Raw genomic sequence first — 26,720 nt, 5'->3', positions numbered from 1 at the left:
TTTAATCTGTTAGGGATTTACAACCTTAAATACTATCCCGTAAGAATCTCGAAAAACAGGCTTATAGGTCTGGATATCTCTCAATAAATACTTAATATCTGGTGATACCTTGCCAGTAAATGGATCAACTGAAAAAACAATATATTCAGGATGCCATGTTTGTTGTGTCTGTTGAAATGACTGGTATTGCCAAGATTCTGGGCTGCCACCACTGATGACCCGGTTCGTAAAGGGAAATCCATACAAACCATAGGGGCGCAGGCCAACCGCATAAATTATCTTGTTGTGAATATTTTTTTGGATCCATGCATAAATTTGACTTTGACTCTTAGGACTATTTTGATTGATTCCAGTAAAAAGAATTGAACCATATCCAGGTAAACCCAGTGGAGGTTGATAGGTTGCTAGTTGCCCTAATCCCAACACTATCCCCACGGAAACACTACATCCTAAGTATTTCCAAGTTTTGTGAAGAGAACTAGTTTGATAAAATCGAGTTGTAATCTGCCTATAGAGTGATGTTAAGCGGAGATTCTTTTGAGGAATGGCGTAAAATAGTAAGGCGATAAGATTAATTAACAAAATCACTGTTAGTGGAATCAAAACAATCCCGTAGCGCAATTGCACGGATAGAATCATTTTCGTTCCAACCCAGTATCCAGCCCCGTGAGGTGTCAATATCCAGGCCCCGATTCCAACCCCATTAATCCAGGCCAACAGTTGTAATGGCTTTGAGTTTAGGGGCAAAAATAAAGTTTTTAGAGAAATCGTGATTATCGTGATTAATGAAGCACCAAATAAAAATAAAATTGGAAATTGAAGTTGATATAAATTTGGATTAAATAGATGCCGAATAATAGTTAACTCACGTCCAGGATATAGTATCTGATCTTGAAAAATTGTCCCCTGCACAATAATGTTGCGGGCATACCAAAATCCAGCTATTAATAATACTGGAATTCCTAACTCTGCAAAACGATGAACAAGTTGCTGCCACCATTTTGATCTTTGAAAAGCTGATTCAGCAGATTTGACCTCTTGAGAGCAGATCGGGCATAAACTTAGGATGAAAAAACCTAGCCAATAGTAAAGAGCATTGGGTTTTGTACCCACGGCAAATCCTAAACTAATACCTGTCCAAAGCAGCCAACTATGACGATTTTCTTGTGTGAAGCTAAAACGGGTGAATGTCCAAGTGGCAACCAACAGCCAAAAACCGACCGTTAAGTCATTTCGTCCCAAGTCAAACCAAATGGTCTGAAAGTCAGGCACGGAAAAGCAAAGTAACCAAAGGGCAAGAATCTGTAAACTTTGAGCAAAGGCGTTTCGAACTGTAATTACATCCCGAAGTAACAGGGTTGCCGCCAACATCAGTCCCAGGCCAAGCGTTAAAGTGGTCAAACCCAGCATCGTATCTAAACCAAGGGGCAAAAAACTCCAAATTAAGAGCAACTCATTGCCGCCCGGATATTGACTAAAATCCCCCTGCATTGTCCAGAGACTTGAGGTTTGCAGATAATCAACAGCATTGGGTAAATGATAACTGACCACATCCCAGCTTAATGGATGTACATTAAGGACTTGAATTACCAAATCAGACAGCATTGGCATGAAGGGAACTGCTAGAATAAAACCCAAAATTAGACTAGCAACAATACCGGATTGATTAAGTTCTTGATTTGCTGATTTTTCCGTAGCCACATTTAAGTCAGAAACCGTCATTTGCACCTTGATAAATTGATTACCAACAGTCAACACCAGGCCCAGACCAATACTAGTGATCACAATCATCAAAGGATGTAACTGGTTAAATAGGCCCAGACTCAAGATAATGATTGAAATTTGCCCCAAGACTAAGCAGATAAATAATAAAGTTGCGGGTAGAGGGGAGCGGGGCAAGCGGCGAGTGGATAACCAAAGGGCAACGACAATCACCACAAAACTTGAGCATAGGTAAGGAATCATCGGGATAGTGCAAGAACTGGGTCTAATGCCATATTGCCCGGAATTACTCTGCCTTAGTACTGAATTTGTAAAATCACCGTGGCTTCCACTTGTTGTTCTCCGGCAATGACTGGGGTTGGTGGGGCCGCATCAGCCGTGGCCGCAACACGCATCATCATTGGGTTCGGGGGGGGCATTGGGGGAGTAGCATTGTTAATTTGAATGCCAATAATTTGCTGAGGCTTGAGACCAAGGGTATTCAAAACAACACTGGCCTGGGCCTGGGCATCGAGGGTGGCCCGTTGGAGAGCAACTTTTTGGGCCGCAGAAAACTGGCTATCGGCTAGGATCAGGCTGACATTTTCAATCGTGGTCGCCCCAGCTTTGATGGCTGCATCTAAAATCGTGCCAGTGGATTCGGTGCTAGTGGTAAAGCTGACGGTATTCCGAGCCGTATATCCCCTTAAAATCCGTTGATTGTTGCTGTAGTCATAGTTGGGGGAAAGATTAATCCCAGTGGTTTGGAGCTTACTAACAGTATTGGCTTTCAAAACACTGACAACACTATTCATCCGGCGGGCGACTTCGGCCTGGGCCTCGGTGGCGGTTTTAGCCTGGATTTCAACCCCTAATGTCACCTGGGCCTGGGTGGGAGCTACAGCCTCTTTGCCACGGCCGGTCACAGTCAGAGTCCGGATCATCTCTTGGGCAAAAGCCACCGGAGTTATTAGACCAATTAAGGCAGCAATAACCGGAATGACCAGTAAGTTCTGGGGCCGAAATCTGGGGGAAAGAGCCTGAGAAGCAGTTCGTTTCATAGATGATGCAGAGTTCTTAAAGGAATTAGCTTCAATGTGCCATGATCAGGTCATAGTTCTTGTCTGAGTTGCAGGAATTGTAACGGCTAATGACCTAAAAGATTCGGAATCCCCTCACAGCCGCCGGGAATGGTCGCTCTGGTTTTTTCACCACCCCAGGCACAGCAGTAATAGCGTTGATCATCAGAAAGGGCCTGGACATCACTAAAGTCGGCATCTTCAATAATGGCTCCAGTTTGACTGCCAGTTTTGAAGTTAGGGGGGGTAACCCGATCTCTGGGGCTGGCGGTGGTAATGTCTCCATAAAAGAAGCGGGTGCGGCTGAGGTTTGCGGCTGTGAAGTCGGCTCCTTGGAGAACTGTTCCGGGCATATTGGCACGAGTTAAGTTACAGGCCTGGAAATTTGCACCCGTGAGATTCGCTTCACTAAATTCTGTCCACCGTAAATCTGTATGACTCAAATCTGCCCCGACTAACATACTGCCTAAGTTAATAATCCGCACCCCAAATTCAATGTCTTCTTCATAACCCCCCAGGCCATCAAAGATTGCCCGCCCCAGTCGTCGGTCGCGTTTGAGGGGAGCCAGTAATTTGGCACTGGAGAGAAACCGAATCACTTTGGCCTTGCCCTCAGCATCTAACCCGACCAAAATGGCTGCGGTGCGTCCTTCAGCAATGGCTCGTTCTGGAGGCCAGTCTTCGAGGAGGCCATCCTCTCCCAAGATCAAGTCGGAAATCCCTTGGAAGTAGCTATCAATGGTTTGCTGTTGGGTAATTCGGTTTTGTTGGGTGGTCAAATCTCGAGAAATGACATACTGTCGCCAGGCCACATAGGCAGCAAGCAAGGCCACCAAAATTTGCCCCAATGCGCCAAAGCCTTCTGCTAATGCCCCGACTGCGTCCCAATTTGTCCCCGCAAACCGCCCCTGAATCCACGGCCAAATCTCGGTCATTCCCACCAGAGCAATTAGGGAAAAGACGATACCAAACACCGCCAGGATGAACTGTCGTTGGGCAGGAGCTAAATCTTGCTGAACCCACCGCTGGGTAAAGTGCCAAAGGGTTGGAGCATTGACTAGGAACAAAACGCTTGCGGCTATGACCCCAACACTATCCCAGTCCAAGACCCAGGCCCCGACTAGGACTATCATGGCAAGCGTTCCTAAAACCTGTCGTCCCACAAGCAATACAGCAGAGTAGAATCGAGACGGCATGGGCATTTCAGAGGACTAGAGTATTAGAGTAATAAAGGTTTTAGCAGACAACAAGGCTTAAAGGGTTAATCTAAGGTTTTCAAAACATCACTGATGGTACTGACAATTTGTTCAATTTGGGATTTGTTAATAATTAAAGGCGGCGAAAGGGCAATAATATCCCCGGTCACTCGAATGAGGAGTCCTTTGGCATAACAGGCCTGGAAGCAGTCAAAACCGCGTTGCCCAGGTTGTCCAGGCCGAGGTGCTAATTCAATTCCAGCCACTAAACCCAAATTTCGTAGATCAATGACATGGGGACTGCCCTTGAGGGAATGAATCGCCTCCTGCCAAAAAGGGGCTATGGCCTGGGCCTGGTGGAAAATACCATCCTGCTTATAAAGGCTCAAAGTCGCGGCGGCGGCAGCACAGGCCAGGGGATGTCCAGAGTATGTATAACCGTGGAAAAATTCAATCCCAGCGCTGGGGCCATCCATAAAGGTTTGGTAAATACTATCGCGAGCAAACACAGCCCCCATCGGTACAGCCCCATTGGTAAGCCCCTTAGCTACAGTCATTAAGTCGGGAGTGACCCCAAAATAGTCAGCGGCAAAGGCTGTTCCTAAGCGGCCAAAGCCAGTAATAACCTCATCAAAAATCAATAAAATTCCGTGGCGATCACAGATGTCCCGTAGGCGCTGTAAATAGCCTTGAGGGGGAATTAAAACCCCAGTTGAGCCAGCGACGGGTTCGACAATCACGGCGGCAATGGTTGAGGCATCATGGAGAGCAACAATTTTTTCCAGCTCATCGGCTAGGTGCGCGCCCCAGGCCGGAACTCCTTGGCTAAAGGCATTTTGCTCTAGGTTGTGGGTATGGGGAAGATGATCTACACCAGAGAGTAAGCTACCAAAAAATTTACGATTGGGGGCAATGCCGCCCACAGAAATTCCCCCAAAGCCCACGCCATGATAGCCCCGCTCGCGCCCAATTAAACGTACCCTGGTGCCTTCACCCCGTTGCTGATGATAGGCCAAGGCCATTTTTAGGGCTGTATCTACTGCTTCAGAGCCAGAATTCGTGAAAAAGACATAATCCAGGCCTGGGGGGGTGAGTTCGGCTAAACGATGGGCCAAATGAAACGGCCCAGGATGTCCCATTTGGAAGGTTGGCCCAAAGTCTAGAGTTGCCGCCTGTTCTGTAATAGCTGCAACGATCTCCGGCCGACAATGCCCCGCATTCACACACCAGAGGCCCGCCGTTCCATCCAAAATTTGCCGCTGATCATGGCTGGTGTAATACATCCCCTGAGCAAAAACCAGTAGGCGGGGTTGGGTCTTAAATTGACGATTGGCGGTAAAAGGCATCCAGAACGCTTCTAAATCCGTGGGAACTTGGGTACTTAGGACAGGGGAGTTGAACATGACCGAAATGCCTGAGTTTTACTGACTTTCCCCATCTTAGCGAGTTTTTCTTACGTCTCTAAGAAATGTTATGAGTTTAAGTCGCGGTTAGGTTTTGGTTTAGTTACAATAGTATGGTGGTCACATCATTAAAAATGTGGTTATGAACTTAACCATTGAGATTAAACAAGCAGAAGATAGGTAGTAGATTACTGAAGTCATTGCTTTTGCGCTTCATAAATAAGGAAGAAATTGGCCCCAAAATTCTAGGGCGTGTCATCTCTGAGCGAGCAAAGTTCTACAAATGAGCCAAATGACAGAAGCAGCAAGATAAATTAAAACTACGGGTAGTTTTATCATAACGAGTCAAAGTTGCCTGGTACTACTTTAATTTTAATGCAAAAAAAGTTTACTACATGGGGCCAAGGTCTACAATCAGGCGGCGGGCTTTGTAGAGGCGTTTGTTGTAGGGATAAGGCACGTTGTGATTGACTTTTGAGGAAATAAGGGTGGCACAATTTTGCATTCGCTTGATTGATCCGAAATTCCATCGCGCTTAAACTTTGCCTAATTTTCCAGCTATATCCAGTTACTTTTAGGTATATTTCACAATTGTTTACATCTCTCAGAACTCAATCAGAGAGACAGTTTTAGGCTTAACTTCGTTGCCTGATTTTGCCATTAGGAAGATACCCCCAGGGGAATTCGAATCCCCGTCGCCTCCGTGAAAGGGAGGTGTCCTAGGCCTCTAGACGATGGGGGCAAAAACTCAGCATTTATTACGTTAACTAAACTAGGCCACTCTTGTCAATTCCTGGCCCGGTGTTTGCATAAACTTGGTTGACTCTGCCCTTAAACTTGAAGACATCCATCCACCATTTTGCTCTTATGCCCCAGGCCAGGCCGGAACTCAATTCTCTAGCAGTGATTGTCCCCCTATACAACGTCATGACCCAGCGGGGGGGGGATGTCCTTCAGGCCACCTTAGGAAGTATTGAAGCCAGTCTTACCTATTTCGATCACAAATACCCCCAGGCCGCTGCCATTAAAGCCGAGGTTGTCATTGTCGATGATGGCTCTACGGACAACACCATGGAGATTGTGGAACAATTTGCTAAAGATAAGCCCAATTACCAACTAATCAAGCTTCCGATGAATTTAGGTACGGCCGCAGCTCGTAATCTTGGGGTTAAATTTTCCCAGGCCCAGGCCCTGTTCTTTTGCGATGGCGATGACCGGTTTTTACCAGAGCATATTTTCATTGCCTTCTCTGTTCTAAATCAGGCTGTACCCCAGAGCTATCAAACCCAGACCAATCCAGAATATTTTGGGGCCGTGCGAACAGGCATCTATACCCACGATTCCCTGCATCCCCACTGGCAAAAAGCCTTGGAAAACAGTATTCCCCTCAATCTTTGTGTCCGACGAGAGGTGCATGAATTTATTGGCGGTTTCCCCGAAGATGCGGTGTTCCGAGACTTTAAGTATGGAACTGAAGATATTGCCTATGCGACTTGGCTGCAGCCCTTTTGTCACCAGGCCCGCTTAGGGCGCAAAACCGTTGAATATATTCGCTATCCTGGCAGTTATTTTGAGCGGCAATTGGCTAAGTTTCAGGCCCCCCCCGGAACCATAACCGATGATCTAGACCCTGCTGATCATGTCCATCAAATGGAGATTAATCAAATTATCCAAGACCGCCTGAATAAACTACACCAAAAATTAAGCAGTCCGGAACTGGTTACTTGATTTTGGAACCGCTCTAAATTAGAGAATATACAACAGTTACAGATTTCTACCAGTGGTTTTCATATTTATTTAGGTAGTTATTCCTGATGCTGTATTTTGCCCTCTAAACTGACTAGGCGTTATAGTAGGAATGCCTTTAACTTCTTCAATAATTAGTTGATAAATGTAGGTGTCTGGAGTTAGCTGAATATCATTAACACCCAAATTAATTATTTCTAAAGTAATAGTACCTTCAAAGCCAGCATGAATTGTTGGTGCTGTAAAGTGAACGAGTACACCACATCGGGCTAATGAGCTTTTTCCCTCAACTCGAGCTGCGTAACAATTTCCGCCTTCATTTATTGGAAAGGCTACTCTTTCTATAGTTCTTCCTAAAATAAATGTTGATGGTTTAAGTGTGTAGGGTTGAATATTAGTCAATGTTAGCCTTTGGGAATTGGTCGATAAGAAACTAGCTATCCCACCCTTAGAAGGACTCAACGCTACTGGTTGCTGAGTTGGTATAACAATTTCTGATGATAAGCGAAGATCAACAGAGGTAGTATTGAACGGGGGTTGGGCAGGATCATAGTTAGCTAGATTATCTATAAATATTTCTCCACGACTAATAGCAGCGAGAATTTCGAGATTACTCAATATCATTCTAAGTTACAGAATTAGCAACATACTGATCGGAACATTAATTACAGTTCTACCATCTTCTAATGTGCTCGATGGAAGTATTACATAAGTCGGCTCTACTTCAAAAGACTGTACTTTTAATTTTCCAGTATGTTCATTAATGTTAACTTCTTCTAGATCAGTTTTAGAAGCGAAAAGAGAAACTTTACGATTTCCCTCGACCATAATTGAAACAGCATACTCATCCCCGAACATTCCATCAAATACAGAGCACTTTAATAACGCAGGTTTTGTTGACACCTGAGACTTTAAGGGAGTTTCTTGGAGTATTTCTCTTGACATACTGAACCGCCTTTTAAGGTTCTCTAATATTACATTTTCGGCACTTAGTTCGGCAAGTATTTGAATCAAACTTCATGGCGATAAAGGTCATTTGAGAATATAAGACGCACTAAACCATCCTTTGATTTTGCAGCAAACGGTTTTATATCTGAATCTTCAGGCACTTTGTATATGAGAAATTCACTGAGCCTATATGAGTTTAGGTATAATAGGTTACGGATTAGGACTTATAGTGCCCCATTAACCGTCACTCATGAGGGACTCTTCGAGTGTTCAAATCACTCCAGGCGGATTTTCGGATTATCTTTGAGCGCGACCCTGCGGCCCGAAATTGGTTAGAAGTTTTACTCTGTTATCCAGGTCTCCAAGCCCTCTGGGTACACCGTATCTCTCACTGGTTATGGACATTAGGTTTACCCGTGGTGCCGCGCTTACTCTCCCAGTTTTCCCGCTGGATTACCGGCATTGAAATTCATCCGGGGGCAACCATTGGCCAGGGAGTGTTTATAGATCACGGCATGGGGGTTGTGATTGGGGAAACAGCTATTGTCGGGGATTACTGTCTGATCTACCAAGGTGTCACCCTCGGCGGGACAGGCAAGGAAACCGGCAAACGCCATCCGACCCTCGGTGAGAATGTTGTGGTTGGGGCCGGGGCCAAGGTTTTAGGCAACCTCTTAATTGGCAGTAATGTGCGGATTGGCGCGGGTTCGGTGGTGCTGCGGGATGTCCCTTCTGATTGCACAGTCGTCGGGATTCCGGGGCGGATTGTCTATCGGGCTGGGACAAAAGTTGCACCGTTGGAACATGGACAACTTCCCGATTCTGAGGCCGAAGCCATTCGTTATCTCCTCGACCGGATTGAAGCCCTGGAAACCCAAGTCAAAACCCTGCAAGCTGACCAACCCAGACCCGCATTAAACACGGATCAGATTCCTGTCGCAGTGGGGGCTTTAGAACGAGAACTCTCAGAGAAAAGCTGTAGTTTGCGCGATCGCGCCATTGAAGAATTTCTGAACGGTTCTGGGATTTAGGTAGAAAGTCCCTTCCTAAGCACCCCCCAACTGCTGTAACTGATAAAGGCTGGCATAGACCCCTCCGGCAGCCAGGAGCTCCTCATGGGAACCGATTTCCACCAATGTCCCCCGCTTCAGGACTAGAATCCGATCCACATACCGAATGGTTGAGAGGCGGTGGGCAATGATAATCGCCGTGCGATTGACCAAGAGTTTTTCCAAGGCGGCTTGAATCATCGCTTCTGTACCGACATCTAAACTGGCGGTGGCCTCATCCAAGACCAATATCCGGGGATTGCGAATCGCGACCCTGGCAAAGGCGAGGAGTTGTTTTTGTCCAGCCGAGAGATTCGTGCCCCGCTCTCGCAATTCTGTGTTGTAGCCTTGGGGGAGTTGCTCAATAAAGTGGGCCACATTCATTTGCCGGGCTGCCGCTTGGATCTCAGAGAGCAAGTAATCCTCTCCCAATGAAATGTTACTTTTAACATCTCCAGAAAAAAGAAAACCATCTTGGAGAATTACCCCGACATGCCGGCGCAGTTCAGTTTGGGAAAGGTTGCGGACATCGACCCCATCTACTAAAACTTGTCCCCGACTGGCTTCATAAAGACGACAGAGCAGCCGAATCAGGGAACTTTTACCGGCTCCAGTGGGGCCAACGATAGCTACTTTTTCCCCTGGTTTGATGGTAAAGTCCAGGCCCTGGAGGACATATTCATCATCTTTATAAGCTAACCAAACATCTGAAAACTTAACTTCACCGATGGCAGGGCTAGTGGCTGGACTGGGCAAAAGGGTGGGCTTTTCCGGGTCGCGGATGGCAATGGGTTGGTTCATCAAGTCGGTAATCCGTTCCACGGCCGTAAACCCAGCTTGGATGGTTGTAAATTTTTCTGCTAATTGGCGGAGCGGATCAAAAACCCGTTGGGAAAAGAGGATAAAGGTGGCCAATACGCCAAAGTCAATCTGTTGTTGCTCGACTAGTTTCCCCCCCAGCAGCAAAACCCCCGCCACTGCCGCAAAGGTGATCCATTCCAGGGTTGCGGATACGGCCGAATCATAAAAAATGGTGTGATCTACGGCTTTGACATAGCGTTTGTTAACGGTTTGAAAAAGCTGACTGTTAAATGCTTCCCGCCGAAAAATTTGGACGACCCCAATCCCAACAATGTTTTCCTGGAGGTTGGCGTTGAGGGCAGACAGCTCTTCGCGAGCTTTATAGTTGGCCTGGCGGTATTGGTTTTGAAAGTAAATAATCAACCCAGTAATTGGAATCACCATGCCCAGCAACATCGTCCCCAGCAACGGATTTGTCCAAATCATCGTGATTGCCACCACCAAAATTGAAAACAAATCACTGACGACCCCCACTGCACCAGTGGCAAACACATCCCCCAAGGCTTCCACATCACTGGTTAAGCGGGTAATTAGCTTCCCGACTGGGGTGCGATCAAAAAATCCCGCTGAGAGAGCGGTGACATGGCGAAATAAATCTTGGCGAATATCGGCGGTGATTTGCTGGCCAATTTTGGTTACCCAATAGCCCTGAATCCCTTGCAACCCAAACCGGACAACCACTGTTAAAAACAGCAGCAGGGTTAATAGATCAATCCCTTGGGTGAGTTCCAGCCCCTCGAGAAAATCATAGGTGCTCGGTTCTTGCTTGAGAAATGAAATGGCCTGACCAATGATAATCGGTTGGAGTGCCGCGGACAGGGCTAGGGGAATGAGCATGATCCCGGCGATAATTAGGGGCCGAGAGTAGGGTTGGGCATAGGGGAGCAGTCGTAAAAAGAGTCGCCAATCACTATCACGCCGGGGGGCGGAGTTGGGCAAAGAAGGTGTAGAGCTTTGCTCGTTCGTAGAAGCTTGCATAGTCCCAATGTAAATTTTCTTTAAAACAAAGGCAAATCTGTAGAGCTTGGCTCGTTCCTAAAGGTTGAGTCTCGATTGTGTCTGTCCATGTCTGGGGATGTATTAGAACTGATCCAGGCCTGGGTCAAAATACTCAACAATGTGGGAAGTACCGCGAGTTTGCCCATGCAGTTGCCCCAACGTCCCCTGATTTCCCCGTTGATTCTGATCTTGGTCACGATTGTGATTGATCGGATTGGGGAGAGTTTGATTTTTCCGATTTTGCCGTTTTTGGTCGAACCCTTTGGCCTGGATGCCTTGGCAATTACTCTGCTGTTCTCGGTGTTTGCGGCGGCGCAGTTTTTGGCAGCTCCGATTTTGGGGGCCTTGTCAGATCAGTTAGGGCGGCGACCCGTATTGCTCTTTTGTGTGTTTGGGACGGCCGTATCCTATTTTGTCTTTGCCTTAGCCAACCAGGCCTGGATATTTTTTCTTTCCCGAATTATTGATGGTGTCACCGGGGGAGTTGTTTCCACGGCCCAGGCCTATATTGCCGATAGCTCCAAACCGGAAAATCGGGCTAAGAACTTTGGCTTAACGGGGGCAGCTTTTGGGATTGGCTTTATTGTTGGGCCTGCGATTGGTGGCTCCTTGGCGGTAATTAACCCCCGCTTGCCGATTTTTTTAGCTGGAGCGATTGCTCTGGTTAATGTCGTTGTGGCTTATTTCACCTTGCCGGAGTCGTTACCCAAAGATCAGCGATCCCCAATGCGACTTCAGGATTTGAACCCGTTTCGTCAACTGGGAACCTTTTTGGTTGTGCCGCAAATTTCTGGGTTGATGGTGTCCCTGTTTATTTTTAACTTTGCTTTTGGTGGGTTTACCAGCGTGTTTGTCCTGATTTTGAAGAATGTCTTTGGTTGGGGGGTGGCCCAGGCCGGGTTAGTCTTTGTGGTTGTGGGCATTGTCAGTACGATTGTCCAGGCCGGGTTAATTCGGCAACTAATTCCTTGGCTCGGTGAAGTGCGCTTGACGATTGTGGGGTTTATTTGCTTGGCTGGATCGTTAATGATTTTGCCTTGGGTGCCGCGCCTAGAGCCGGGGGTGAGTATCGGGGTTTTTGGCAGTGTAGTGCTATTGGCTTTTGGGGTGGGGATTATGTCGCCTTCCTTGCGGGGGTTAATTTCCAACCGAGTTTCGGCTCAAGATCAAGGCAAGGTGATGGGCAGCAGTCAGGGGTTAGCCAGTGTGGCAGGAATTTTGGGGCCGGCCTGGGCGGGGTGGGTGTTTAGTGGCAGTCAATTAGCGCCGGCCTGGCAAGCGGGATTGTTGATGATGTTGGCTTTGGGATTTGCCCTCCTCAGTTTGCGCCCCGTTTCCATCAAACCTCTCTAGTGTTGACTCAAATTTGCGCTTGAGTCCGATCTAGAAGGGCTAACCACATTCGCCGGGAACCTTGGGGGCTACTGTAGAACAGCAAATCAATCAGTAAGCTTAAGGCTAATTCTGATAAATCCTCCCCAACAACCCCTTGGTGGCTCATCCGCTCTTGATAGAGTCCCGTAAAGGCATCGAGGTAATCACCGAGCAGGGGATCCTGTTGGGGTGAGCGGGCTTCTTTTTCGAGGGTTTCCCAATGTTCGATGGCCTGGCGAATTTGGGTTTGATGATTGCGGGCTAAATGGGTACTAATCAAGACTAGGGAACGGGCTTCCTCAATATCCAGTTTTTTGCGGCCGCCACTCCCCCGCCTTAAGGGATTGGATTGCCGGAGTCGCCACAGGCCCACCCGATCCGAGACAAAATCCACCAGTTTTAATTCTGAGGCTGCTTGGAGAATGGCTTCTGAACCCAGGCCAGTCAATGCTTCTAGGGCCAACAAGACCAAATCCAACTGGGTTTTGATATTATCCAGGTCAATGGCATCGCCCCCAGGCCCGACCGACCGCAATCCCTCATCCAACACCATCAACCCTCGTTAGACTCCGCAGCATACCCAAAGGCCAAGAGAAATCCATTTACCCGTAAACTCACTATCATCCAACTATACTGCCAGTCAATTCAGCTATCATTCCTCACTGTTACCGCCATTTATGCCCGTCATTACCTATAGCCCTGCTTTTACACTAGTTCCCACCTATGAATGTTTTAATCGCTGTACTTATTGTAATTTTCGGGAGGATATTGGTTCCGGGGCCTGGTTAAGGGTAGCTGAAGCCGAAGAAATTTTACGGGGGATAGCCGGCCAAGGAATTTGCGAAATTTTAATTTTGGCTGGGGAAGTCGCCCCTCAAAGTCCACAGCGCGGGGCCTGGCTAGAGTGTCTTTATCAACTGGGAGAATTAGCCTTGAACTTGGGCTTTTTACCCCACACCAATGCCGGAGTCTTAACCGCGACCGAAATGGCCGACTTAAAAACGGTGAATGTCTCCCAAGGCTTGATGTTAGAGCAGGTCACACCTCAACTTCTAAGTACTGTCCATCGCCAGGCCCCGACCAAAGCTCCGACTTTACGGATTGAACATCTCTACCAGGCCGGCCGACTCCAAATCCCCTGCACGACCGGGTTGTTATTAGGGATTGGAGAAACAGCCAAAGAACGAATGGACACCCTCAACGTTATTGCCGAACTGCATCACCGCTGGGGCCATATTCAGGAGGTAATTTTGCAACCCTATAGTCCAGGCCCCGACCAACATTTACCAGAACTTGGGTATGAACTTGATCAGTTACCGTCCCTAATTCACCAGGCCCGCCGAATTTTACCCGCCGATATTACGCTGCAAATTCCACCCAATTTAATCCCCAGTTTTGACCTCCTCTTGGCCTGTTTAGCGGCGGGGGTGCGGGATTTGGGTGGGCTTGTCCCCTATGATCATGTCAATCCAGCCTATCCCCATCCAGAATTTATTGACTTAAAAACTCGACTGGCCAAGGCTGGCTGGGACTTACACCCCCGCTTACCCGTTTATCCCCAATATTTGCAGCACCTCCCTCCCCATCTGCGCGCTCAGTCCCAGGCCTGGCAAACCCGTTTTGAGGCAGCCATAACCCTAAGCCCTAATCATTAATCCAGTCGCCTTTGTTTTCCCCCCTCATTTCTCCCTCCTCTCCCCTCGCTTCTTTCCCCTATGACCTTTCCTTCCCGCAAACTTCCGAATTGGCTGCGTTCTGGCTGGCAGTTTTCTCGTCCCCACACCATCATTGGCACGACGTTAAGTGTCTGGAGTATTTATACCTTGGCGGTGATGAATTCTGACCAGGCCTGGGACTTGCTGCCGGTCGCAATGGGGGCCTGGATTGCCTGTCTGGCAGGAAATGTTTATATCGTTGGTTTGAATCAGATTTTAGATATTCCCATTGACCAGATTAATAAGCCCCATTTACCCCTAGCAGCGGGAGAGTTTACGGTTCCCCAGGCCTGGATCATTGTTATCAGTATGGGATTGGTTAGTCTGGGACTGAGTATTTGGCAGGGGATGATTTTATTGGGCGTGATTAGCCTGAGTTTATTGATTGGCACGGCCTATTCTTTACCGCCTATTCGTCTCAAACGCTATCCTTTCTGGTCGGCTCTTTGTATTTTGGGAGTCCGGGGGATTATCGTCAATCTGGGCTTATTTTGGCATTTTCAAGCCCGACTCAATCAACCCCTAGCCATTACCAATTTAGTTTGGGCGTTAACTGGATTTGTGGTGATCTTTACGGTGGCAATTGCCCTTTGTAAGGATATTCCTGATCTAGAAGGAGATCGCCAGTTTCAAATTGCAACACTGACGGTTCAGTTAGGCACAAAAGCCGTTTTTCAGATGACCTTAGGTGTCCTTACCCTAGCCTATGGAGGGTTGATTCTAACCAGCTTTGTAGTAAATTTAGGCGTTAATTTAGGCCTGTTTGTTGGGGTACATCTGCTCCTCTGGGTCATACTCTGGCTCCAGGCCCGCCGGGTTGAATTAAACGATATCACCAGCCTCACCCATTTTTATCAATTTATTTGGAAACTATTTTTCTGGGAATACATCCTCTTACCCGTGCTAGCCGTCACAAATCATTGGCGTTAAGACCTAGAACACAATCTAGATCATCATCATGTCACCAGCCAAAGCCACAACCCCAATGGTTGATTCCCCGGACAGTACGGACTATCAAAGAAGCTGCTCCATGGCCTGAGGGATGTCCGAGTATCGCCAGCCGTGATCTCTATCCAGGGAGAAGGTGATCAAGAGGATAACAGTGCTACCTGTTTAGGTCTCGATAGAGTCAGGTTAAAACGGGTTGCGATGAGGCCAAGCCGTTACCGTTAGGCCGGGGCCGTAGATTTTGCCTTGGGGATTAGGCCTTGTTCCTGTCCGGAAAGAACCGGAAGATGTTAAGTTTTTAATCACTAAGCAAGTATGTATTTATTTTTCAAGAAAGGAGTAGTCAGTCATGGAAATTGTTGCTTATGGCCTCTGGATTGGGGGAGCTACTGGCATTGCCATTACCTTGTTCTATGGGCTGCGGTTGATCAAGTTAATCTAGGCCCGATTGTGGGTGTGATGACTGCCGATTCCAAATGAGTGGCAAGTCCAGGGTGCAGGAGTTGAACCTGCCTAAGGCGAATTATGAGTTCGCTGCCTCATCCGCTCGGCCAACCCTGGAAACTCTAGCAATCGTTGGCATTATGCTGCTGCATTAAGAGCTATTTTAGTCGCAATTTGAGTGCTGTTTTGTCATCCTGTCACCCCAACTTAACCATGAACCCGGAAAAGAGTTCGCGGCTTCAGCTTAGTCTTGTTCTTTTGGCAATTATGTTAATTGCTGGGAGTTTAAGTACTCTGGGGGGCTATTTCTTTGGCCGGGAGTCCCTGCGGGGTGTAACTCAGCCTGTGGTTAATCCAATCTTGGGCGATGTGAGTAGTGAGGCTGAAACATCAAGTCCAAGGCAAACCTTCCTGAAAGAATCCGACATTATTGCCCAGACCGAGGGGATTACGACTAACAAGCCCAGGCCGGCCCAGCCCACAGCAAGCGTTACGCCTACACCCACGCAGTCTCCTGTAAATGCTGAAGCTCCAGCGGGGGCCGGTTTTCCCAAGGTGGTAACGGTTGAGGGGGTCAAACTAGCAGTCAATTCAGTTTCTCAGGTGAATGATGATCTGGTGCTAGCCGTAACTCTGACCAATCAAAGTCCCGTGAACGTGCAATTTATCTATACCTATCTGGATATTATGAGTGATCAAGGCACGCCATTGATTGCCATTACCAAAGGCCTACCCACAGAGGTTCCAGCGAAGAGCGAATCATACTCTGGGACGATTCACATTCCCTTAACCAGTTTGGCTGAAGTGCAGACCTTGAATCTTTCCCTCACAGACTTTCCCAACCAAGATATCAAGCTTTCCATTAAAGATATTCCTGTTGAACCCTAATGCTGCTGTTGCTGACTGGGATGGTGACGTTTTGGCCCTCTGTAATGGCCTTGCCCGGAACTGCTGAACCCGGCCTGGGGTGGCGATTACTTTTTGTCATCTTCTTACTGGTGATCAATGCTTTCTTTGTGGCAGCAGAGTTTTCAATTATCAATGTCCGCCGGACGCGGGTTGAACAACTAGTTGCGGAAGGGCAACGGGGCGCACGCCAAGTTCAAATTCTCCAGCAGCGTTTGGATCGGTTGTTATCTACCACTCAATTGGGCATTACCTTGGCCTGCTTAAGCCTTGGCTGGGTGGGAGAAGTCATTGTGGCCCCCTTGGTCAGTCATCTGTTTGCCGCGGTTCCCTTTTTACCTAACCCCAACTGGAGCCATGCCTTAACAATTCCACTGGCATTTTTCCTGACGGCATACCTACAAATTGTCCTAGGTGAGTTAGTCCCCAAGGGCTTAGCCCTCCGTTTTCCAGAGGAATTATCTCGCTCTCTCGGGCCAGCTAGTTTGTGGATTGCCCGTTTAGTGAAGCCCATTATCTGGTTGTTAACCGCTTCGACTCAGGGTTTATTGGATCTCTTTGGCCTGGGCGATGCCAATTCTTTGCTTTCTTACCAAGTCACCCCAGAAGAGTTGGAAATTATGATTCGCTCGGAAGAGTCCAGTGGCCTGGAGGAAGATGAGCGGGAATTATTAACCAATGTCTTTGCTTTTGGGGATGTTCTTGTGGAGGAAGTGATGATTCCCCGAACTCAAATTGAAGCGTTACCTGATGTGGCGACCTTAAGCGATGTCCTCTCAGTTGTGGCAGAAACCGGACACTCTTACTTTCCCGTCATGCGCGAGTCTTTGGATTCTGTGCGGGGGATTCTGGCTTTTAAGGATTTAGCCGCCCCATTAGCCACAGGTGAACTGGCTCCAGCAGATAGCATTTTGCCTTGGATCAGGCCCGTTTGGTTTGTCCCAGAAGGAACTCAGTTAGGGGATTTGCTGCCTTTAATGCAACGCTATCGCCTCAGTATGGTGATGATTCGGGAAGCAGAATCACGGGGAACAGCCGGTCTGGTGACATTGAAAGACATGATTAACGAAATTATCGGTACGGACGAAGGTGAAGCAGACCCAACTCCCGCCATTCGCGCCCTAGACAATCAGACCTTTATGGTGCAGGCTCAAACTGACATTGAGGAGGTCAATGAGCGACTGGAGTTAGCCTTCCCAATCGTTGACGAATATCATACACTGGGGGGATTTTTGTTCTTTCACTTTCAAAAAGTTCCCGAAATTGGCGAGACACTGGTTTATGAAAACCTGGAACTGACGGTTATTTCCTGTGATGGCCCACGGCTGGATCAAATTCAAATCCTCAAGCACCCCAGTCTCCCTGAGTCAATAATAGACATCTAGATAATCCAACAACCGCCCCCTTCAATAGCGAACAGCAACGTCATGGGCGGGAAATTGAACCTCTCAAAAAACTTTGCTAGATTAGAGGAGTTATGAAGATTCGTAAACTAGACTAGCCCTTTATTTATTTTTGATAGGGGACTAGCTATTTAATATTGAACTCATCATCTCTCTATTCCTGTGGAGAAGTTTTATCTATGACCATTGCAATAGGGCGCGCACCAGCAGAGCGGGGGTGGTTTGACATCCTCGACGACTGGCTTAAGCGCGACAGATTCGTTTTCGTCGGCTGGTCCGGCATTTTATTATTCCCTTGTGCCTATTTGGCCTTGGGCGGTTGGTTGACCGGAACAACCTTTGTCACCTCTTGGTATACCCACGGGTTGGCTTCATCCTATCTGGAAGGCTGTAACTTCTTAACGGTTGCGGTTTCCACTCCAGCCAATAGCATGGGGCACTCCTTGTTATTACTTTGGGGTCCGGAAGCTCAAGGTGACTTTACCCGCTGGTGTCAGTTGGGTGGGTTATGGACATTTATTGCTTTGCACGGGGCCTTTGCGCTGATTGGCTTCATGTTGCGGCAGTTTGAGGTTGCTCGTTTAGTCGGGATTCGTCCTTACAATGCCATTGCCTTCAGTGCCCCGATTGCGGTGTTCGTCAGTGTGTTTTTGATGTACCCCTTGGGTCAATCTGGGTGGTTCTTTGCGCCTAGCTTTGGGGTGGCGGCTATTTTCCGGTTCTTGTTGTTCTTCCAAGGCTTCCACAACTGGACGCTGAATCCGTTCCACATGATGGGTGTAGCGGGTGTCTTAGGGGGTGCGCTCTTGTGTGCAATTCACGGGGCGACGGTCGAAAATACCCTGTTTGAAGATGGGGAAGGTTCAAGTACATTCCGGGCGTTTAACCCAACCCAGGCGGAAGAAACCTATTCGATGGTGACTGCGAACCGTTTCTGGTCACAGATTTTCGGGATTGCGTTCAGTAACAAACGCTGGTTGCACTTCTTCATGTTGTTTGTGCCAGTGACGGGGTTATGGATGGCTTCGATTGGGATTGTGGGTTTAGCGTTGAACCTGCGGTCTTATGACTTCATTTCCCAGGAGATTCGGGCCGCTGAAGACCCGGAGTTTGAAACCTTCTACACCAAGAACATTTTGTTGAATGAAGGGATTCGGGCCTGGATGGCTCCCCAAGACCAACCCCATGAAAACTTTATCTTCCCAGAAGAAGTCTTACCACGGGGTAATGCGCTCTAAGGAAGGTTGGTTAATTAATTTAAGTTTGAGGGCTGCACCAGATATTGAGTGGAGCCCTTTTTCATTGAGAATTTTAGAACCGCAAGATCAAGGCAATGGATTGATAAAGCGAAAGAGCACCATCTTCAACCAAGATGACTTTGCCACCTTTGGCCAAGACTAACTCGATAATTTCATCAACGGCATCATCCATGACATCAACACCACCAGGACTTTCGACTAATTGAAGTTGCCCGCTCTCGGTGACAATGGCCGGGACATGGTAATTCTTTTCAACCAAAAGCAGCTTGCCCCGGCCGGCCTGGGCCATATTCCAGATTTCTTCAATCATAGAAACCACATTTTGAGCACCGGCTGCCTGCCCCAATTCGTCTAGGGTCTGGTTTTGTTGGGATTCTCGCACTGATTGAATCAGCGGCCAGGCCTGGGTTAGCACTTCATGGGCAGGAACCCGGTCAAAGTTACCCCTGATGACGCCAGCAATGAAAGACGTGTATTGAGACACTTCTTGGAAAAAAGCCACCTGTCGATCCACACCCCCCAGAACCAGGGGTAGTTCTTCGCCTTGGGCATAGTCTGTTAATGCACTATCGACCTGCTGGAAAAAGCGGCGATGTCGATCATCAAGATAGCTAGAATCTGCCAGGGTCGGTATTGGGGCTGTGGCACCAGGCCCGGTCATTTCCATAGCAAAGTTAGCATCCGATACTTCTTCTAAGGTTTCCCCAGTACCCGCCAATAAACGGGTTGAAGCTTGGCTTAGGAGTAAGACCCAATAGCGGAGTGAGCGGTGGAGAGCATAAACCAAGTCTCTGGTGGCGAAGGTTTTGTCAATGACAACCCGCTCGGGGATAGTAAATGGCAGGTAGTAGAGTTTGGCAAAGTCGTGACTGACATAGAGAGCCAGGCCATCTAAGGTATGGGGGTAATCAATTTCGCTAACTAGGGTATCCAGGTGATTCAGTAATGGTTCTAATTCTCGCTGGGAAAACTCTGCCTTGAGGCGGTCAACGGCCTCACTTACTAGGTTCTTGACCCGAATTGGATCCTGTTTATTGTCGGGAGATACACGATGGGTGGGGAGCAAAATTGAGAGAGCTGGTACGTGGGTCAAGGATTGCAGATGAAGTAAGTCTTGGCGAGTGATCATGAAGATTTTTCCTAAGATGAGGGGGCAAAGCCCTGCTAGTTGGGGCCATTGTCACCAGGCCCTGCTCTATTCTAATGAACAACTCTGCACTGAAAGTATAGAGGTTTGCCTAGGGCTAAAGCTCAAGTTAACTCATTCGAGACAAAAGTTATCGTGATCCTGATTTGATGGATGAGGATGATATTCTAAATACTCTTGCACCAGTTTTTCAATACATGGTTCCAGTCCTCCACGCTACCCTACAGCCCAAACGTGCTTCCCCCAATATCGTTTTTGTATGTCTGGATATTCTTGCTGTAACAAGCGAGAGGTGCGTTCCTTGATCCGTCTAACAATTTCACTAATTGACTGGGATGGAGGGTACTCAATATGCATATGGACCTGGTCTTTGCTCACCACTCCCTGTCATGCTATAAAACCTGATCGCGATACTTCGTGCCCCATATGAGGTGGACAGTTAGACAGGTGATGGTATGACTTCCTCGGTGGGTAGTTTCGACTAGCGGGCTAGGACAATGAATAATCATCAGATGAGTGTACTCCCCCTTTATCTAATTCGGCATGGGATTGCCATTGACCGAGAACTCTTTCCCGGCCCCGATGCTGAGCGTTACTTAACTAATCAAGGGGAAAAGAAAACTCAACAGATTGCCGAGCGGTTAGTGGATTTAGGGGTGAGTTGCGATCTAATTCTCTCCAGTCCCCTAGTCCGAGCCAAACAAACCAGTGATATTCTCCTCAATGCTGGCCTGGCAGATGAAGTCCAGATCAACGAGGCCTTAGCTCCGGGGGGACGATTTGGGGATTGGCTACAGTGGTTAGACCAGTGGCACTCTCAAGCCAGAATGGGTTTAGCCTTGGTGGGCCATGAACCAGATTTAAGTCAGTGGGCCGAGTTATTGGTTTGGGGCAGTAGTCGGGGTGTATTAGCTCTTAAAAAAGCGGGAATCATTGGCCTGGATGTGCCATTAGGAGATCCAGTTGGGCAAAGCAGTTTGTTTTTGTTAACACCGCCCCGTTTTCTACTGGGAAAAGTCCCGAAGCCATAGCTCTTTTAACTAGATTTTGACTCCGATTCAATCTTAAAACCTGGGGGTTGATAGTCGGCCGGTAAGTAGTTCTCAGGAATAGTGGTTCGGTTTCCATCCCGCATGGCATGAAAGTTGGGAGACATAATTTCAATCCCGACCTGGTTGCAATAGTCTTGGAGGTTTTGATGAAGTTCTGCCAAAATCCAGGGCATTCGCTCCGGTCGGTCAGTGTAGGCATTGATCTCGTAACTAACATGGAAATCATTTAAGCTGGTTTGCCAAACAAAGGGGGCAGGTTCCTTGAGAATGTTTTGAGTTCCTAGGGCAGCATCAATCATCGCTTCATAGACCTTTTTCCAAGGGGTATCATAGCCCAAGGTAATGGTGGTAGAGAGGATTAACGGCTGACGAGTCGCGTCTTGACCGGCCGCACTAAAGTTAATAATTTGACTACTGACAACGGTGGCATTGGGAATCGTAATCGTTAAGTTCTTGGGTGTATAAATCCGGGTGACTAACAGGGTTTGTTCAGTAATTTGGCCTTGCGCCTCACCAATTTTCACGACATCTCCGACTTTGAAAGCCCTGGTGTAGGTGAGAATAGCTCCCCCGACAATGTTAGAAACTGCTCCACTAGACCCCAAGGACAGAAGTAAACCTAAAAAGACTGAAACCCCCTGAAAGGCTGGGCTTCCAGACCCCGGTAAATAGGGAAAGGCAATGATGGCCGCAAAGGCAATAATCAAGGCCCGGACAATGTTGTAGGTGGGTTTACTCCATTCTTGATAGAAACCGGGAAAAGTAATATTGCCGCGATCAATTTCCGTGAAAATAAATCGTGTAAATCGCAGGGTATAGAAGGTTACAAGAATAATAAAGCCAACAAAAATTAGGTTGGGAATGTAATTTGCAAAATCTTGCCAGAGCGTTGATACGGCAACTTGGATATTTTCGAGTAGGGACGCAGAAATTTGCCGAGTCCAGGGAAAATAACTGAGAACCAGGTGAACATAGGTATAGCTAATTAGCAGAATAAGAAAGAGAGAGACCAGCTTAAACAGTTCATCTAAACCATCGGCAACTCGATCTGCGGTGAGAATTTCTGTATCAAACAATCGAAGAGGGGGAATATGAGATCGTTCCCAGGCCTGGAGTTTTTCCTGTAGGGGAGTCCGAATTTTATTAAAAACCTTAAATATAAAAACTGTAATAATCGTCGTGATCACAGTCAAAAAAGCACCAAACAAAATCGAACTCGGCCGATGGGATTCTCGGTAATTACTGACCGCAGTTTTTATGGTCTCTAAGTGAGAGTTGGCTAACTCCTGGCGACTTAATCCCAGGCCTTGGGTATCTGTATCAAACACACTGAAAATAATGGTGTCCCCAGCCATAATATCCGTAAAACCACCTTTTGGATTATCGACAGTGCGAAATTGATCGAGTTCTAATCGAACATCTTCAGCTAATTGTTTTAAGCGTTCGGAAATGATTTTTGTCCGTTGTTCAGGGGTAAATGAACTAATTCGCTCCCGAATCGGGAATAGCTCTTGGCCATCTAGGGTGACATAGTAGGTGGGAGAAGTTGGGGAAACGGTCGGTGTGGGAGATTGGGCTAAGGCTGGCCAAAAGAGACTTAAACTCACTGCTAATAACAGGCCCAGGCCAAGGCCAATAAACCGTGACCACCATTGCAGTTGACGCGCCTTCATGCTCAATCCCTAGCTCTCAAATCGTAATAAAAATTAGCTACTTAATTATAAGCTGGATCAATTGGGACAACCTTAAGCCAAAAGAAACTTAATTCAGAGTCTTGTGGGTGAAGGATTTGGCATTGGGGCCGCTGTAATCTTGAACAACATGGCCATTCCCAACCAGTTGATATTTGTAAGTCACCAAGCCTTCTAAGCCCACTGGCCCCCGTGGTGGTAATTTGGCTGTACTAATTCCCACTTCTGCCCCCAGGCCATAGCGAAAGCCATCGGCAAACCGGGTCGAACAATTATGAAATACGCCCGCCGCATCCACATGAGCGAGGAATGTTTGAGCCGTTGCCTGATCCTGAGTCACAATCGCTTCTGTATGGCCTGAGCCGTAGGTGTCAATATGGGCCAAGGCCTGGTCAAGGGAGTCTACCACTTTGATCGAGAGAACTAAATCACAATATTCGGTGGCCCAATCGGTTTCTGTGGCAGGGGCTAGCTCGACAAATTGGCGTGAGGTTGCATCTCCCCGTAATTCGACTCCCTTGGCCTGGAGGGCATCACAAACCATTGGTAAGAATTTGGGGGCAATCTCGGCGTGAATTAAAAGGGTTTCAATCGCATTACAGGCGGCTGGATATTGAGTTTTGGAATCTACGGTAATGGCGACGGCCTGGGCTAAATCTGCGGCTTGATCAATATACAAGTGACAGATCCCATCGGCATGGCCGAGCACGGGAATCCGGGTATGGTCTTGGATGTAACGGACAAATTCATTGGAGCCGCGAGGGATAATTAAATCTACCCATTGATCCAACTCTAAAAGCTGTTGAATTTCACTGCGTTGGGTGAGCAGGGCAATGGCTGTTGGGGGATAATCCGTTTGGGCAAGTCCCTGATAAATCGCCTTGACAATGGCCTGGCAAGAATTTAAGGCTTCTTTTCCTCCTTTGAGAACGACCCCATTCCCCGATTTAATCCCTAAGGCTGAAATTTGGATCACCGCATCGGGCCGGGCCTCGAAAATGACCCCCAATAGGCCTAGGGGACAGGTCAATCGCTGCAAAATTAACCCATCACCCAGTTCCCGCTTAATCTGAATCTCCCCAACCGGATCCGCCAATTCCGCCACTTGTCTGACTCCGGCAATCGCCCCTTGGAGTTTATCGGTATCCAGTTTAAGGCGGGCAACTAAGGGGGGCGGTAATCCCTCGAGTTTGGCCTGTTCACAGTCCTGTTGATTCGCCGCTAAAATTTCGGGGGCAAAGGTTTCTAGGGCCTGGGCGACAGATTCAAGGGCCTGATTTTTTTGGGCCGGGGTGAGTTGGGCGGCCTGGCGGCTGGCCTGGTGCACCGATTGAATGGTTTCCAAGAGGGGCCGGGTGAATGCTTCGGTCATGATTCCTTTGCTACTCTGGCGATAAACTTGATACTTGAACAATTTTAGTCATGCTGCAACCAGGCCTGGAGATCCTGCCCCGTTTCAAAGTCAAAAATGGCCAGCCCCAGTTCCTCCAAGCGATCTAACGATAAGGCTGTAATTTGAGTCACCAGGCCTGGGTCGAGTTCTCCAAATCCCTGGGATAGTTGCCGCAAAATCAAAAGCTGCTCCCCTTCTTGCCGCCCTTCCTCAAGTACTTCATCCCTGATTTCTTGTTTAATTTCTTGATAGAAACGGCTCTTGTGCAATTCTGTGGTCGTAAATCCAAGCATCTCTTCAACCTCCTGCCGACTCAAATGGGTAAATTTAATAGGCAATGATCGTGGTGGCTAGGTTTATTATCGCTTGCTCTGTTGGGGGTGGATACTGCTTGGCCTGTTTGATGATATTTTCGACTAGTTCTTTTGAGTCTTCGGTCTGAGTTACCGTGAGTTGGATCAGTTGTAGGGGTAGAGAGGGGGCTGCGCCGAGTTCAAGTTCATCTAAATACACGCAATGGATTTGGGAACTGTTGAGAAGAGCTTGGTAAGGCGTAGGATTGCGTTGTTCAGTTTGGCGATTAGGTTAACACCCAAGTTAGAGTTTTTCCAGGTTCTTCTTAGAAGGCTCAGTGAATTGGTGAAATCGTGGCCCTTAAAACATAAGCCTAACTTTTGAGGTTCAGACTGATTGACGACTCCAATATTTTTCTATATGAGTTAGTTAATACTCAGGTTCAGTTTCCTTTTTCTTAACCTTTTCAGGACTCGGAATATTGACGCGAGGAGCTTTATAAGGTTCATCCTCTTGATTGCGCCAGGGATCCTGCTCAAGGTCGTCATCATATTCAATGGTTGGTTCTTGATAGGCGCGGGTCTCCGGGGTAGCTTGGTAATTAGGGCGACTCAAAGGCCGGGCTGGTGGTGTTTCATCCCAATTATCTTCTTCGTAATATTGTGGGGCCTTGGCCGGGCGGGGTTCCCGATATTCGTACTCCGGCTCTGGTTCATAGGTACGGCGGCGGGGAGCATCATAACGGCGTTCGGGGGGATAAACGGGGGTACGACTGCCTGCGGGTAATTGATTGCTCGTCGGGGTCATGGGTTGAATGTACTCATCTTCCTCCTGCTCCCAAGGGGGCGCACCCAGGCCAACCCGCTCCAAAAGACCGACAGTTAACTGATTTAAGCGACTTTCGGCCCCTTCAAAAACAATTAGCCGATCGGGGCCAGTACTGACAATTTCATCAATGGGCAATTCGTAGGTGCTGATTAACTGAGAGGGAATCCAAGGCAAGCCAAAGGAGGCAATCACTAAATCTGTGACTTTTCCAGTTTCCACCTCAAACTTAAAACCTCGGACTTTACCCAAGAGTTCTCCGGTTTCTGTAATCACTTCACTGTCAATCAGGGTGCTGTAGTTAAACACATTGACTGGCTCCAGGGAATCCTCAGTATCAACCAGCACCACGTCCCCAATTTGACGAATACTGTCTAGGTAAATGTAGCGTTGCTCCCCGGTGAAGAGAGTATTCCGCATCCCCAGGGCCACCACCGACCGCTGATCAATGTCCACCCAGACTTGATTAATTACACCCAGTTTCCGACCAGAATCCCGGGTAATTACCTGAGTTCCAATCAAATCGCCCCGTTGCAGGAATTGTTCCGAAATGGTCATGCTGCTTCTGCTTCCTAATCTAGTGTCCTGAGTGCGAACCTATCTCAATACTAGCGATTGAATATTACGAATCGTATCATTCTAGCCGAAGTGGGTTGTTTAGACAGGCAGTTGATCGAGTTCTGCCAGCAATTGGGAGGCGCTTGAATTGTGATCAAAAAAAGAAAATAGGTGCTTGTAGTGAAGTCGTCCGGCGGTGGTGATGATGAACTGGGCGGGTAGGGGTGCGCCGAGGGCCTGGCCAGTTTGATATTTTTTGAAGGTTTTGCACTCCGGGTCGCTGAGGAGGGGCATTTTGAGTTGAAGGTCTGTGACCACCATTTGACTTTGGCCAATGTCGGTACTGGTAACGAGTAAAAGCTCGGCTCCCTTGGCCTGGAACGCCTCATATTGTTGATTCAGGTCTTTAATGTGAGGCAAACAAAAGGGGCAGTATTGATGTTGGGTGAAAATGCGGGTAAAGGCAATCACTACAGGCTTCTCAACCCAGAGACTCGCTAAACGAATTCGGTCTCCCTGCTGGACAACGGGCAATTCAAAATCGGGAACCAGGCCCCCAAGGACAAGGCGATTAGTTGCTGGCACGGGGAAAAAGTTCTGCCAGAAGCGGTCATTGACCAGGCCTGTAAAGTTATTGGAACTAAAAAAGGGTAGCTGCACGTTCACCAGTGACCCCAACCACGCGTTCATTAAGTAGTTTACCCTGAGATCGGGATCAATACTCTCTCC

General features: G+C 47.8%; 23 protein-coding genes, 2 tRNA genes and 2 pseudogenes. 9 read left to right on the top strand and 18 right to left on the bottom strand.

Features of this window, described 5'->3' with window-relative positions; translation table 11 throughout:
• Nucleotides 1–9: 9 nt before the first annotated feature.
• From SYN6312_RS12820 to SYN6312_RS12800, 5 genes are all read right to left on the bottom strand, one after another.
• Entirely contained in the window at nt 10–1,965 is a 1,956-nt protein-coding gene (locus SYN6312_RS12820; protein ID WP_015125310.1) for a hypothetical protein, read from the bottom strand.
• Nucleotides 1,966–2,018: 53 nt separating this feature from the next.
• On the bottom strand, nt 2,019–2,762 hold the full coding sequence (locus SYN6312_RS12815) for an SIMPL domain-containing protein (RefSeq protein WP_015125309.1): 744 nt from the start codon (nt 2,760–2,762) through the stop codon (nt 2,019–2,021).
• Nucleotides 2,763–2,848: 86 nt separating this feature from the next.
• Nucleotides 2,849–3,976 (bottom strand): pentapeptide repeat-containing protein, encoded by a 1,128-nt coding sequence (locus SYN6312_RS12810; RefSeq protein ID WP_253276357.1) that lies wholly within the window; start codon nt 3,974–3,976, stop codon nt 2,849–2,851.
• 65 nt (nt 3,977–4,041) lie between these two features.
• Nucleotides 4,042–5,379 (bottom strand): aspartate aminotransferase family protein, encoded by a 1,338-nt coding sequence (locus SYN6312_RS12805; protein WP_015125307.1) that lies wholly within the window; start codon nt 5,377–5,379, stop codon nt 4,042–4,044.
• A 669-nt stretch (nt 5,380–6,048) separates the two neighbouring features.
• Nucleotides 6,049–6,121, bottom strand: a tRNA-Glu gene (locus SYN6312_RS12800).
• Between the two features lie 77 nt (nt 6,122–6,198).
• On the opposite strand from SYN6312_RS12800, the gene SYN6312_RS12795 reads away from it, so the two are divergent.
• A complete protein-coding gene (locus tag SYN6312_RS12795; RefSeq protein WP_253276356.1) occupies nt 6,199–7,107 on the top strand; it encodes a glycosyltransferase family A protein in 909 nt (302 codons plus the stop codon).
• 69 nt (nt 7,108–7,176) lie between these two features.
• Here the strand turns inward: SYN6312_RS12795 and dcd are convergent, their stop codons facing one another.
• A complete protein-coding gene (gene dcd / locus SYN6312_RS19045; RefSeq protein WP_172636057.1) occupies nt 7,177–7,743 on the bottom strand; it encodes a dCTP deaminase in 567 nt (188 codons plus the stop codon).
• Nucleotides 7,744–7,755: 12 nt separating this feature from the next.
• A complete protein-coding gene (locus SYN6312_RS12785) occupies nt 7,756–8,070 on the bottom strand; it encodes a hypothetical protein (protein WP_015125304.1) in 315 nt (104 codons plus the stop codon).
• A gap of 269 nt (nt 8,071–8,339) precedes the next feature.
• Between SYN6312_RS12785 and cysE the strand changes: the two genes are divergently transcribed.
• Complete coding sequence (gene cysE / locus SYN6312_RS12780; protein WP_015125303.1) at nt 8,340–9,104, top strand: serine O-acetyltransferase; 765 nt, start codon at nt 8,340–8,342, stop codon at nt 9,102–9,104.
• A 15-nt stretch (nt 9,105–9,119) separates the two neighbouring features.
• Here cysE and SYN6312_RS12775 read toward each other — a convergent pair whose 3' ends face one another.
• Nucleotides 9,120–10,961 carry an ABC transporter ATP-binding protein gene (locus tag SYN6312_RS12775; RefSeq protein WP_015125302.1) on the bottom strand — a complete coding sequence of 614 codons (1,842 nt, stop codon included), beginning with the start codon at nt 10,959–10,961 and terminating at the stop codon, nt 9,120–9,122.
• 87 nt (nt 10,962–11,048) lie between these two features.
• On the opposite strand from SYN6312_RS12775, the gene SYN6312_RS12770 reads away from it, so the two are divergent.
• A complete protein-coding gene (locus SYN6312_RS12770; RefSeq protein WP_015125301.1) occupies nt 11,049–12,335 on the top strand; it encodes an MFS transporter in 1,287 nt (428 codons plus the stop codon).
• Nucleotides 12,336–12,342: 7 nt separating this feature from the next.
• Here the strand turns inward: SYN6312_RS12770 and SYN6312_RS12765 are convergent, their stop codons facing one another.
• Nucleotides 12,343–12,909 carry a DUF3038 domain-containing protein gene (locus SYN6312_RS12765; protein ID WP_015125300.1) on the bottom strand — a complete coding sequence of 189 codons (567 nt, stop codon included), beginning with the start codon at nt 12,907–12,909 and terminating at the stop codon, nt 12,343–12,345.
• 124 nt (nt 12,910–13,033) lie between these two features.
• On the opposite strand from SYN6312_RS12765, the gene cofG reads away from it, so the two are divergent.
• Both cofG and SYN6312_RS12755 read left to right on the top strand, forming a co-directional pair.
• Nucleotides 13,034–14,011, top strand: a complete 978-nt coding sequence (cofG, locus tag SYN6312_RS12760) for a 7,8-didemethyl-8-hydroxy-5-deazariboflavin synthase subunit CofG (protein WP_015125299.1) — start codon at nt 13,034–13,036, stop codon at nt 14,009–14,011.
• A gap of 60 nt (nt 14,012–14,071) precedes the next feature.
• Entirely contained in the window at nt 14,072–15,001 is a 930-nt protein-coding gene (locus tag SYN6312_RS12755) for a homogentisate phytyltransferase (protein ID WP_015125298.1), read from the top strand.
• A gap of 506 nt (nt 15,002–15,507) precedes the next feature.
• Here the strand turns inward: SYN6312_RS12755 and SYN6312_RS12745 are convergent.
• A tRNA-Ile gene (locus SYN6312_RS12745) sits at nt 15,508–15,580 on the bottom strand.
• 150 nt (nt 15,581–15,730) lie between these two features.
• Here SYN6312_RS12745 and SYN6312_RS12740 point away from each other — a divergent pair.
• The 3 genes from SYN6312_RS12740 (at nt 15,731) to psbD (ending at nt 19,010) form a co-directional block, all read left to right on the top strand.
• The gene (locus SYN6312_RS12740) at nt 15,731–16,351 is read left to right on the top strand and encodes a hypothetical protein (protein WP_041430854.1); all 621 of its coding nucleotides are present in this window, start codon (nt 15,731–15,733) and stop codon (nt 16,349–16,351) included.
• Entirely contained in the window at nt 16,351–17,754 is a 1,404-nt protein-coding gene (locus SYN6312_RS12735; RefSeq protein WP_015125295.1) for a hemolysin family protein, read from the top strand. The genes SYN6312_RS12740 and SYN6312_RS12735 overlap by 1 nt, the downstream gene beginning before the upstream one ends.
• 197 nt (nt 17,755–17,951) lie before the next feature.
• Nucleotides 17,952–19,010 carry a photosystem II D2 protein (photosystem q(a) protein) gene (psbD, locus tag SYN6312_RS12730; protein ID WP_015125121.1) on the top strand — a complete coding sequence of 353 codons (1,059 nt, stop codon included), beginning with the start codon at nt 17,952–17,954 and terminating at the stop codon, nt 19,008–19,010.
• Nucleotides 19,011–19,083: 73 nt separating this feature from the next.
• Here psbD and SYN6312_RS12725 read toward each other — a convergent pair whose 3' ends face one another.
• Nucleotides 19,084–20,160 (bottom strand): hypothetical protein, encoded by a 1,077-nt coding sequence (locus SYN6312_RS12725; protein WP_015125294.1) that lies wholly within the window; start codon nt 20,158–20,160, stop codon nt 19,084–19,086.
• A 132-nt stretch (nt 20,161–20,292) separates the two neighbouring features.
• A pseudogene (gene tnpA / locus SYN6312_RS19040) lies at nt 20,293–20,687 on the bottom strand (IS200/IS605 family transposase).
• A gap of 3 nt (nt 20,688–20,690) precedes the next feature.
• Here tnpA and sixA point away from each other — a divergent pair.
• The gene (sixA, locus tag SYN6312_RS12720) at nt 20,691–21,209 is read left to right on the top strand and encodes a phosphohistidine phosphatase SixA (RefSeq protein WP_041431540.1); all 519 of its coding nucleotides are present in this window, start codon (nt 20,691–20,693) and stop codon (nt 21,207–21,209) included.
• Between the two features lie 5 nt (nt 21,210–21,214).
• On the opposite strand, the gene SYN6312_RS12715 is transcribed toward sixA, so the two are convergent.
• From SYN6312_RS12715 to SYN6312_RS12695, 6 genes and pseudogenes are all read right to left on the bottom strand, one after another.
• The gene (locus SYN6312_RS12715; RefSeq protein ID WP_015125292.1) at nt 21,215–22,903 is read right to left on the bottom strand and encodes a mechanosensitive ion channel family protein; all 1,689 of its coding nucleotides are present in this window, start codon (nt 22,901–22,903) and stop codon (nt 21,215–21,217) included.
• A gap of 88 nt (nt 22,904–22,991) precedes the next feature.
• Nucleotides 22,992–24,293, bottom strand: coding sequence for a glutamate-5-semialdehyde dehydrogenase (locus SYN6312_RS12710; protein WP_015125291.1), 1,302 nt, complete (start codon nt 24,291–24,293; stop codon nt 22,992–22,994).
• A 44-nt stretch (nt 24,294–24,337) separates the two neighbouring features.
• A complete protein-coding gene (locus tag SYN6312_RS18400) occupies nt 24,338–24,607 on the bottom strand; it encodes a DUF4351 domain-containing protein (RefSeq protein ID WP_156804792.1) in 270 nt (89 codons plus the stop codon).
• 34 nt (nt 24,608–24,641) lie between these two features.
• Nucleotides 24,642–24,839, bottom strand: a pseudogene (locus SYN6312_RS18395) (DUF2887 domain-containing protein); the annotation flags it as partial.
• A gap of 198 nt (nt 24,840–25,037) precedes the next feature.
• A complete protein-coding gene (locus SYN6312_RS12700; protein ID WP_015125290.1) occupies nt 25,038–25,991 on the bottom strand; it encodes a PRC-barrel domain-containing protein in 954 nt (317 codons plus the stop codon).
• Between the two features lie 99 nt (nt 25,992–26,090).
• Entirely contained in the window at nt 26,091–26,657 is a 567-nt protein-coding gene (locus tag SYN6312_RS12695) for a peroxiredoxin-like family protein (protein WP_253276354.1), read from the bottom strand.
• Nucleotides 26,658–26,720: the final 63 nt, after the last annotated feature.

Origin of the sequence: Synechococcus sp. PCC 6312, assembly GCF_000316685.1 — a bacterium.
GTDB lineage: Bacteria > Cyanobacteriota > Cyanobacteriia > Thermosynechococcales > Thermosynechococcaceae > Pseudocalidococcus.
Note: the sequence above shows the minus strand (reverse complement) of the source record. Positions and strands in the feature narration are given on the sequence as shown.

Bases quoted from the DNA above. Each gene is read 5' to 3' on its own strand.
- SYN6312_RS12820 (WP_015125310.1), bottom strand. From the start codon at position 1,965: ATGATTCCTTACCTATGCTCAAGTTTTGTGGTGATTGTCGTTGCCCTT.
- SYN6312_RS12815 (WP_015125309.1), bottom strand. From the start codon at position 2,762: ATGAAACGAACTGCTTCTCAGGCTCTTTCCCCCAGATTTCGGCCCCAG.
- SYN6312_RS12810 (WP_253276357.1), bottom strand. From the start codon at position 3,976: ATGCCGTCTCGATTCTACTCTGCTGTATTGCTTGTGGGACGACAGGTT.
- SYN6312_RS12805 (WP_015125307.1), bottom strand. From the start codon at position 5,379: ATGTTCAACTCCCCTGTCCTAAGTACCCAAGTTCCCACGGATTTAGAA.
- SYN6312_RS12785 (WP_015125304.1), bottom strand. From the start codon at position 8,070: ATGTCAAGAGAAATACTCCAAGAAACTCCCTTAAAGTCTCAGGTGTCA.
- SYN6312_RS12775 (WP_015125302.1), bottom strand. From the start codon at position 10,961: ATGCAAGCTTCTACGAACGAGCAAAGCTCTACACCTTCTTTGCCCAAC.
- SYN6312_RS12770 (WP_015125301.1), top strand. From the start codon at position 11,049: ATGTCTGGGGATGTATTAGAACTGATCCAGGCCTGGGTCAAAATACTC.
- SYN6312_RS12765 (WP_015125300.1), bottom strand. From the start codon at position 12,909: ATGGTGTTGGATGAGGGATTGCGGTCGGTCGGGCCTGGGGGCGATGCC.
- cofG (WP_015125299.1), top strand. From the start codon at position 13,034: ATGCCCGTCATTACCTATAGCCCTGCTTTTACACTAGTTCCCACCTAT.
- SYN6312_RS12755 (WP_015125298.1), top strand. From the start codon at position 14,072: ATGACCTTTCCTTCCCGCAAACTTCCGAATTGGCTGCGTTCTGGCTGG.
- SYN6312_RS12740 (WP_041430854.1), top strand. From the start codon at position 15,731: ATGTTAATTGCTGGGAGTTTAAGTACTCTGGGGGGCTATTTCTTTGGC.
- SYN6312_RS12735 (WP_015125295.1), top strand. From the start codon at position 16,351: ATGCTGCTGTTGCTGACTGGGATGGTGACGTTTTGGCCCTCTGTAATG.
- psbD (WP_015125121.1), top strand. From the start codon at position 17,952: ATGACCATTGCAATAGGGCGCGCACCAGCAGAGCGGGGGTGGTTTGAC.
- SYN6312_RS12725 (WP_015125294.1), bottom strand. From the start codon at position 20,160: ATGATCACTCGCCAAGACTTACTTCATCTGCAATCCTTGACCCACGTA.
- sixA (WP_041431540.1), top strand. From the start codon at position 20,691: ATGAGTGTACTCCCCCTTTATCTAATTCGGCATGGGATTGCCATTGAC.
- SYN6312_RS12715 (WP_015125292.1), bottom strand. From the start codon at position 22,903: ATGAAGGCGCGTCAACTGCAATGGTGGTCACGGTTTATTGGCCTTGGC.
- SYN6312_RS12710 (WP_015125291.1), bottom strand. From the start codon at position 24,293: ATGACCGAAGCATTCACCCGGCCCCTCTTGGAAACCATTCAATCGGTG.
- SYN6312_RS18400 (WP_156804792.1), bottom strand. From the start codon at position 24,607: ATGCTTGGATTTACGACCACAGAATTGCACAAGAGCCGTTTCTATCAA.
- SYN6312_RS12700 (WP_015125290.1), bottom strand. From the start codon at position 25,991: ATGACCATTTCGGAACAATTCCTGCAACGGGGCGATTTGATTGGAACT.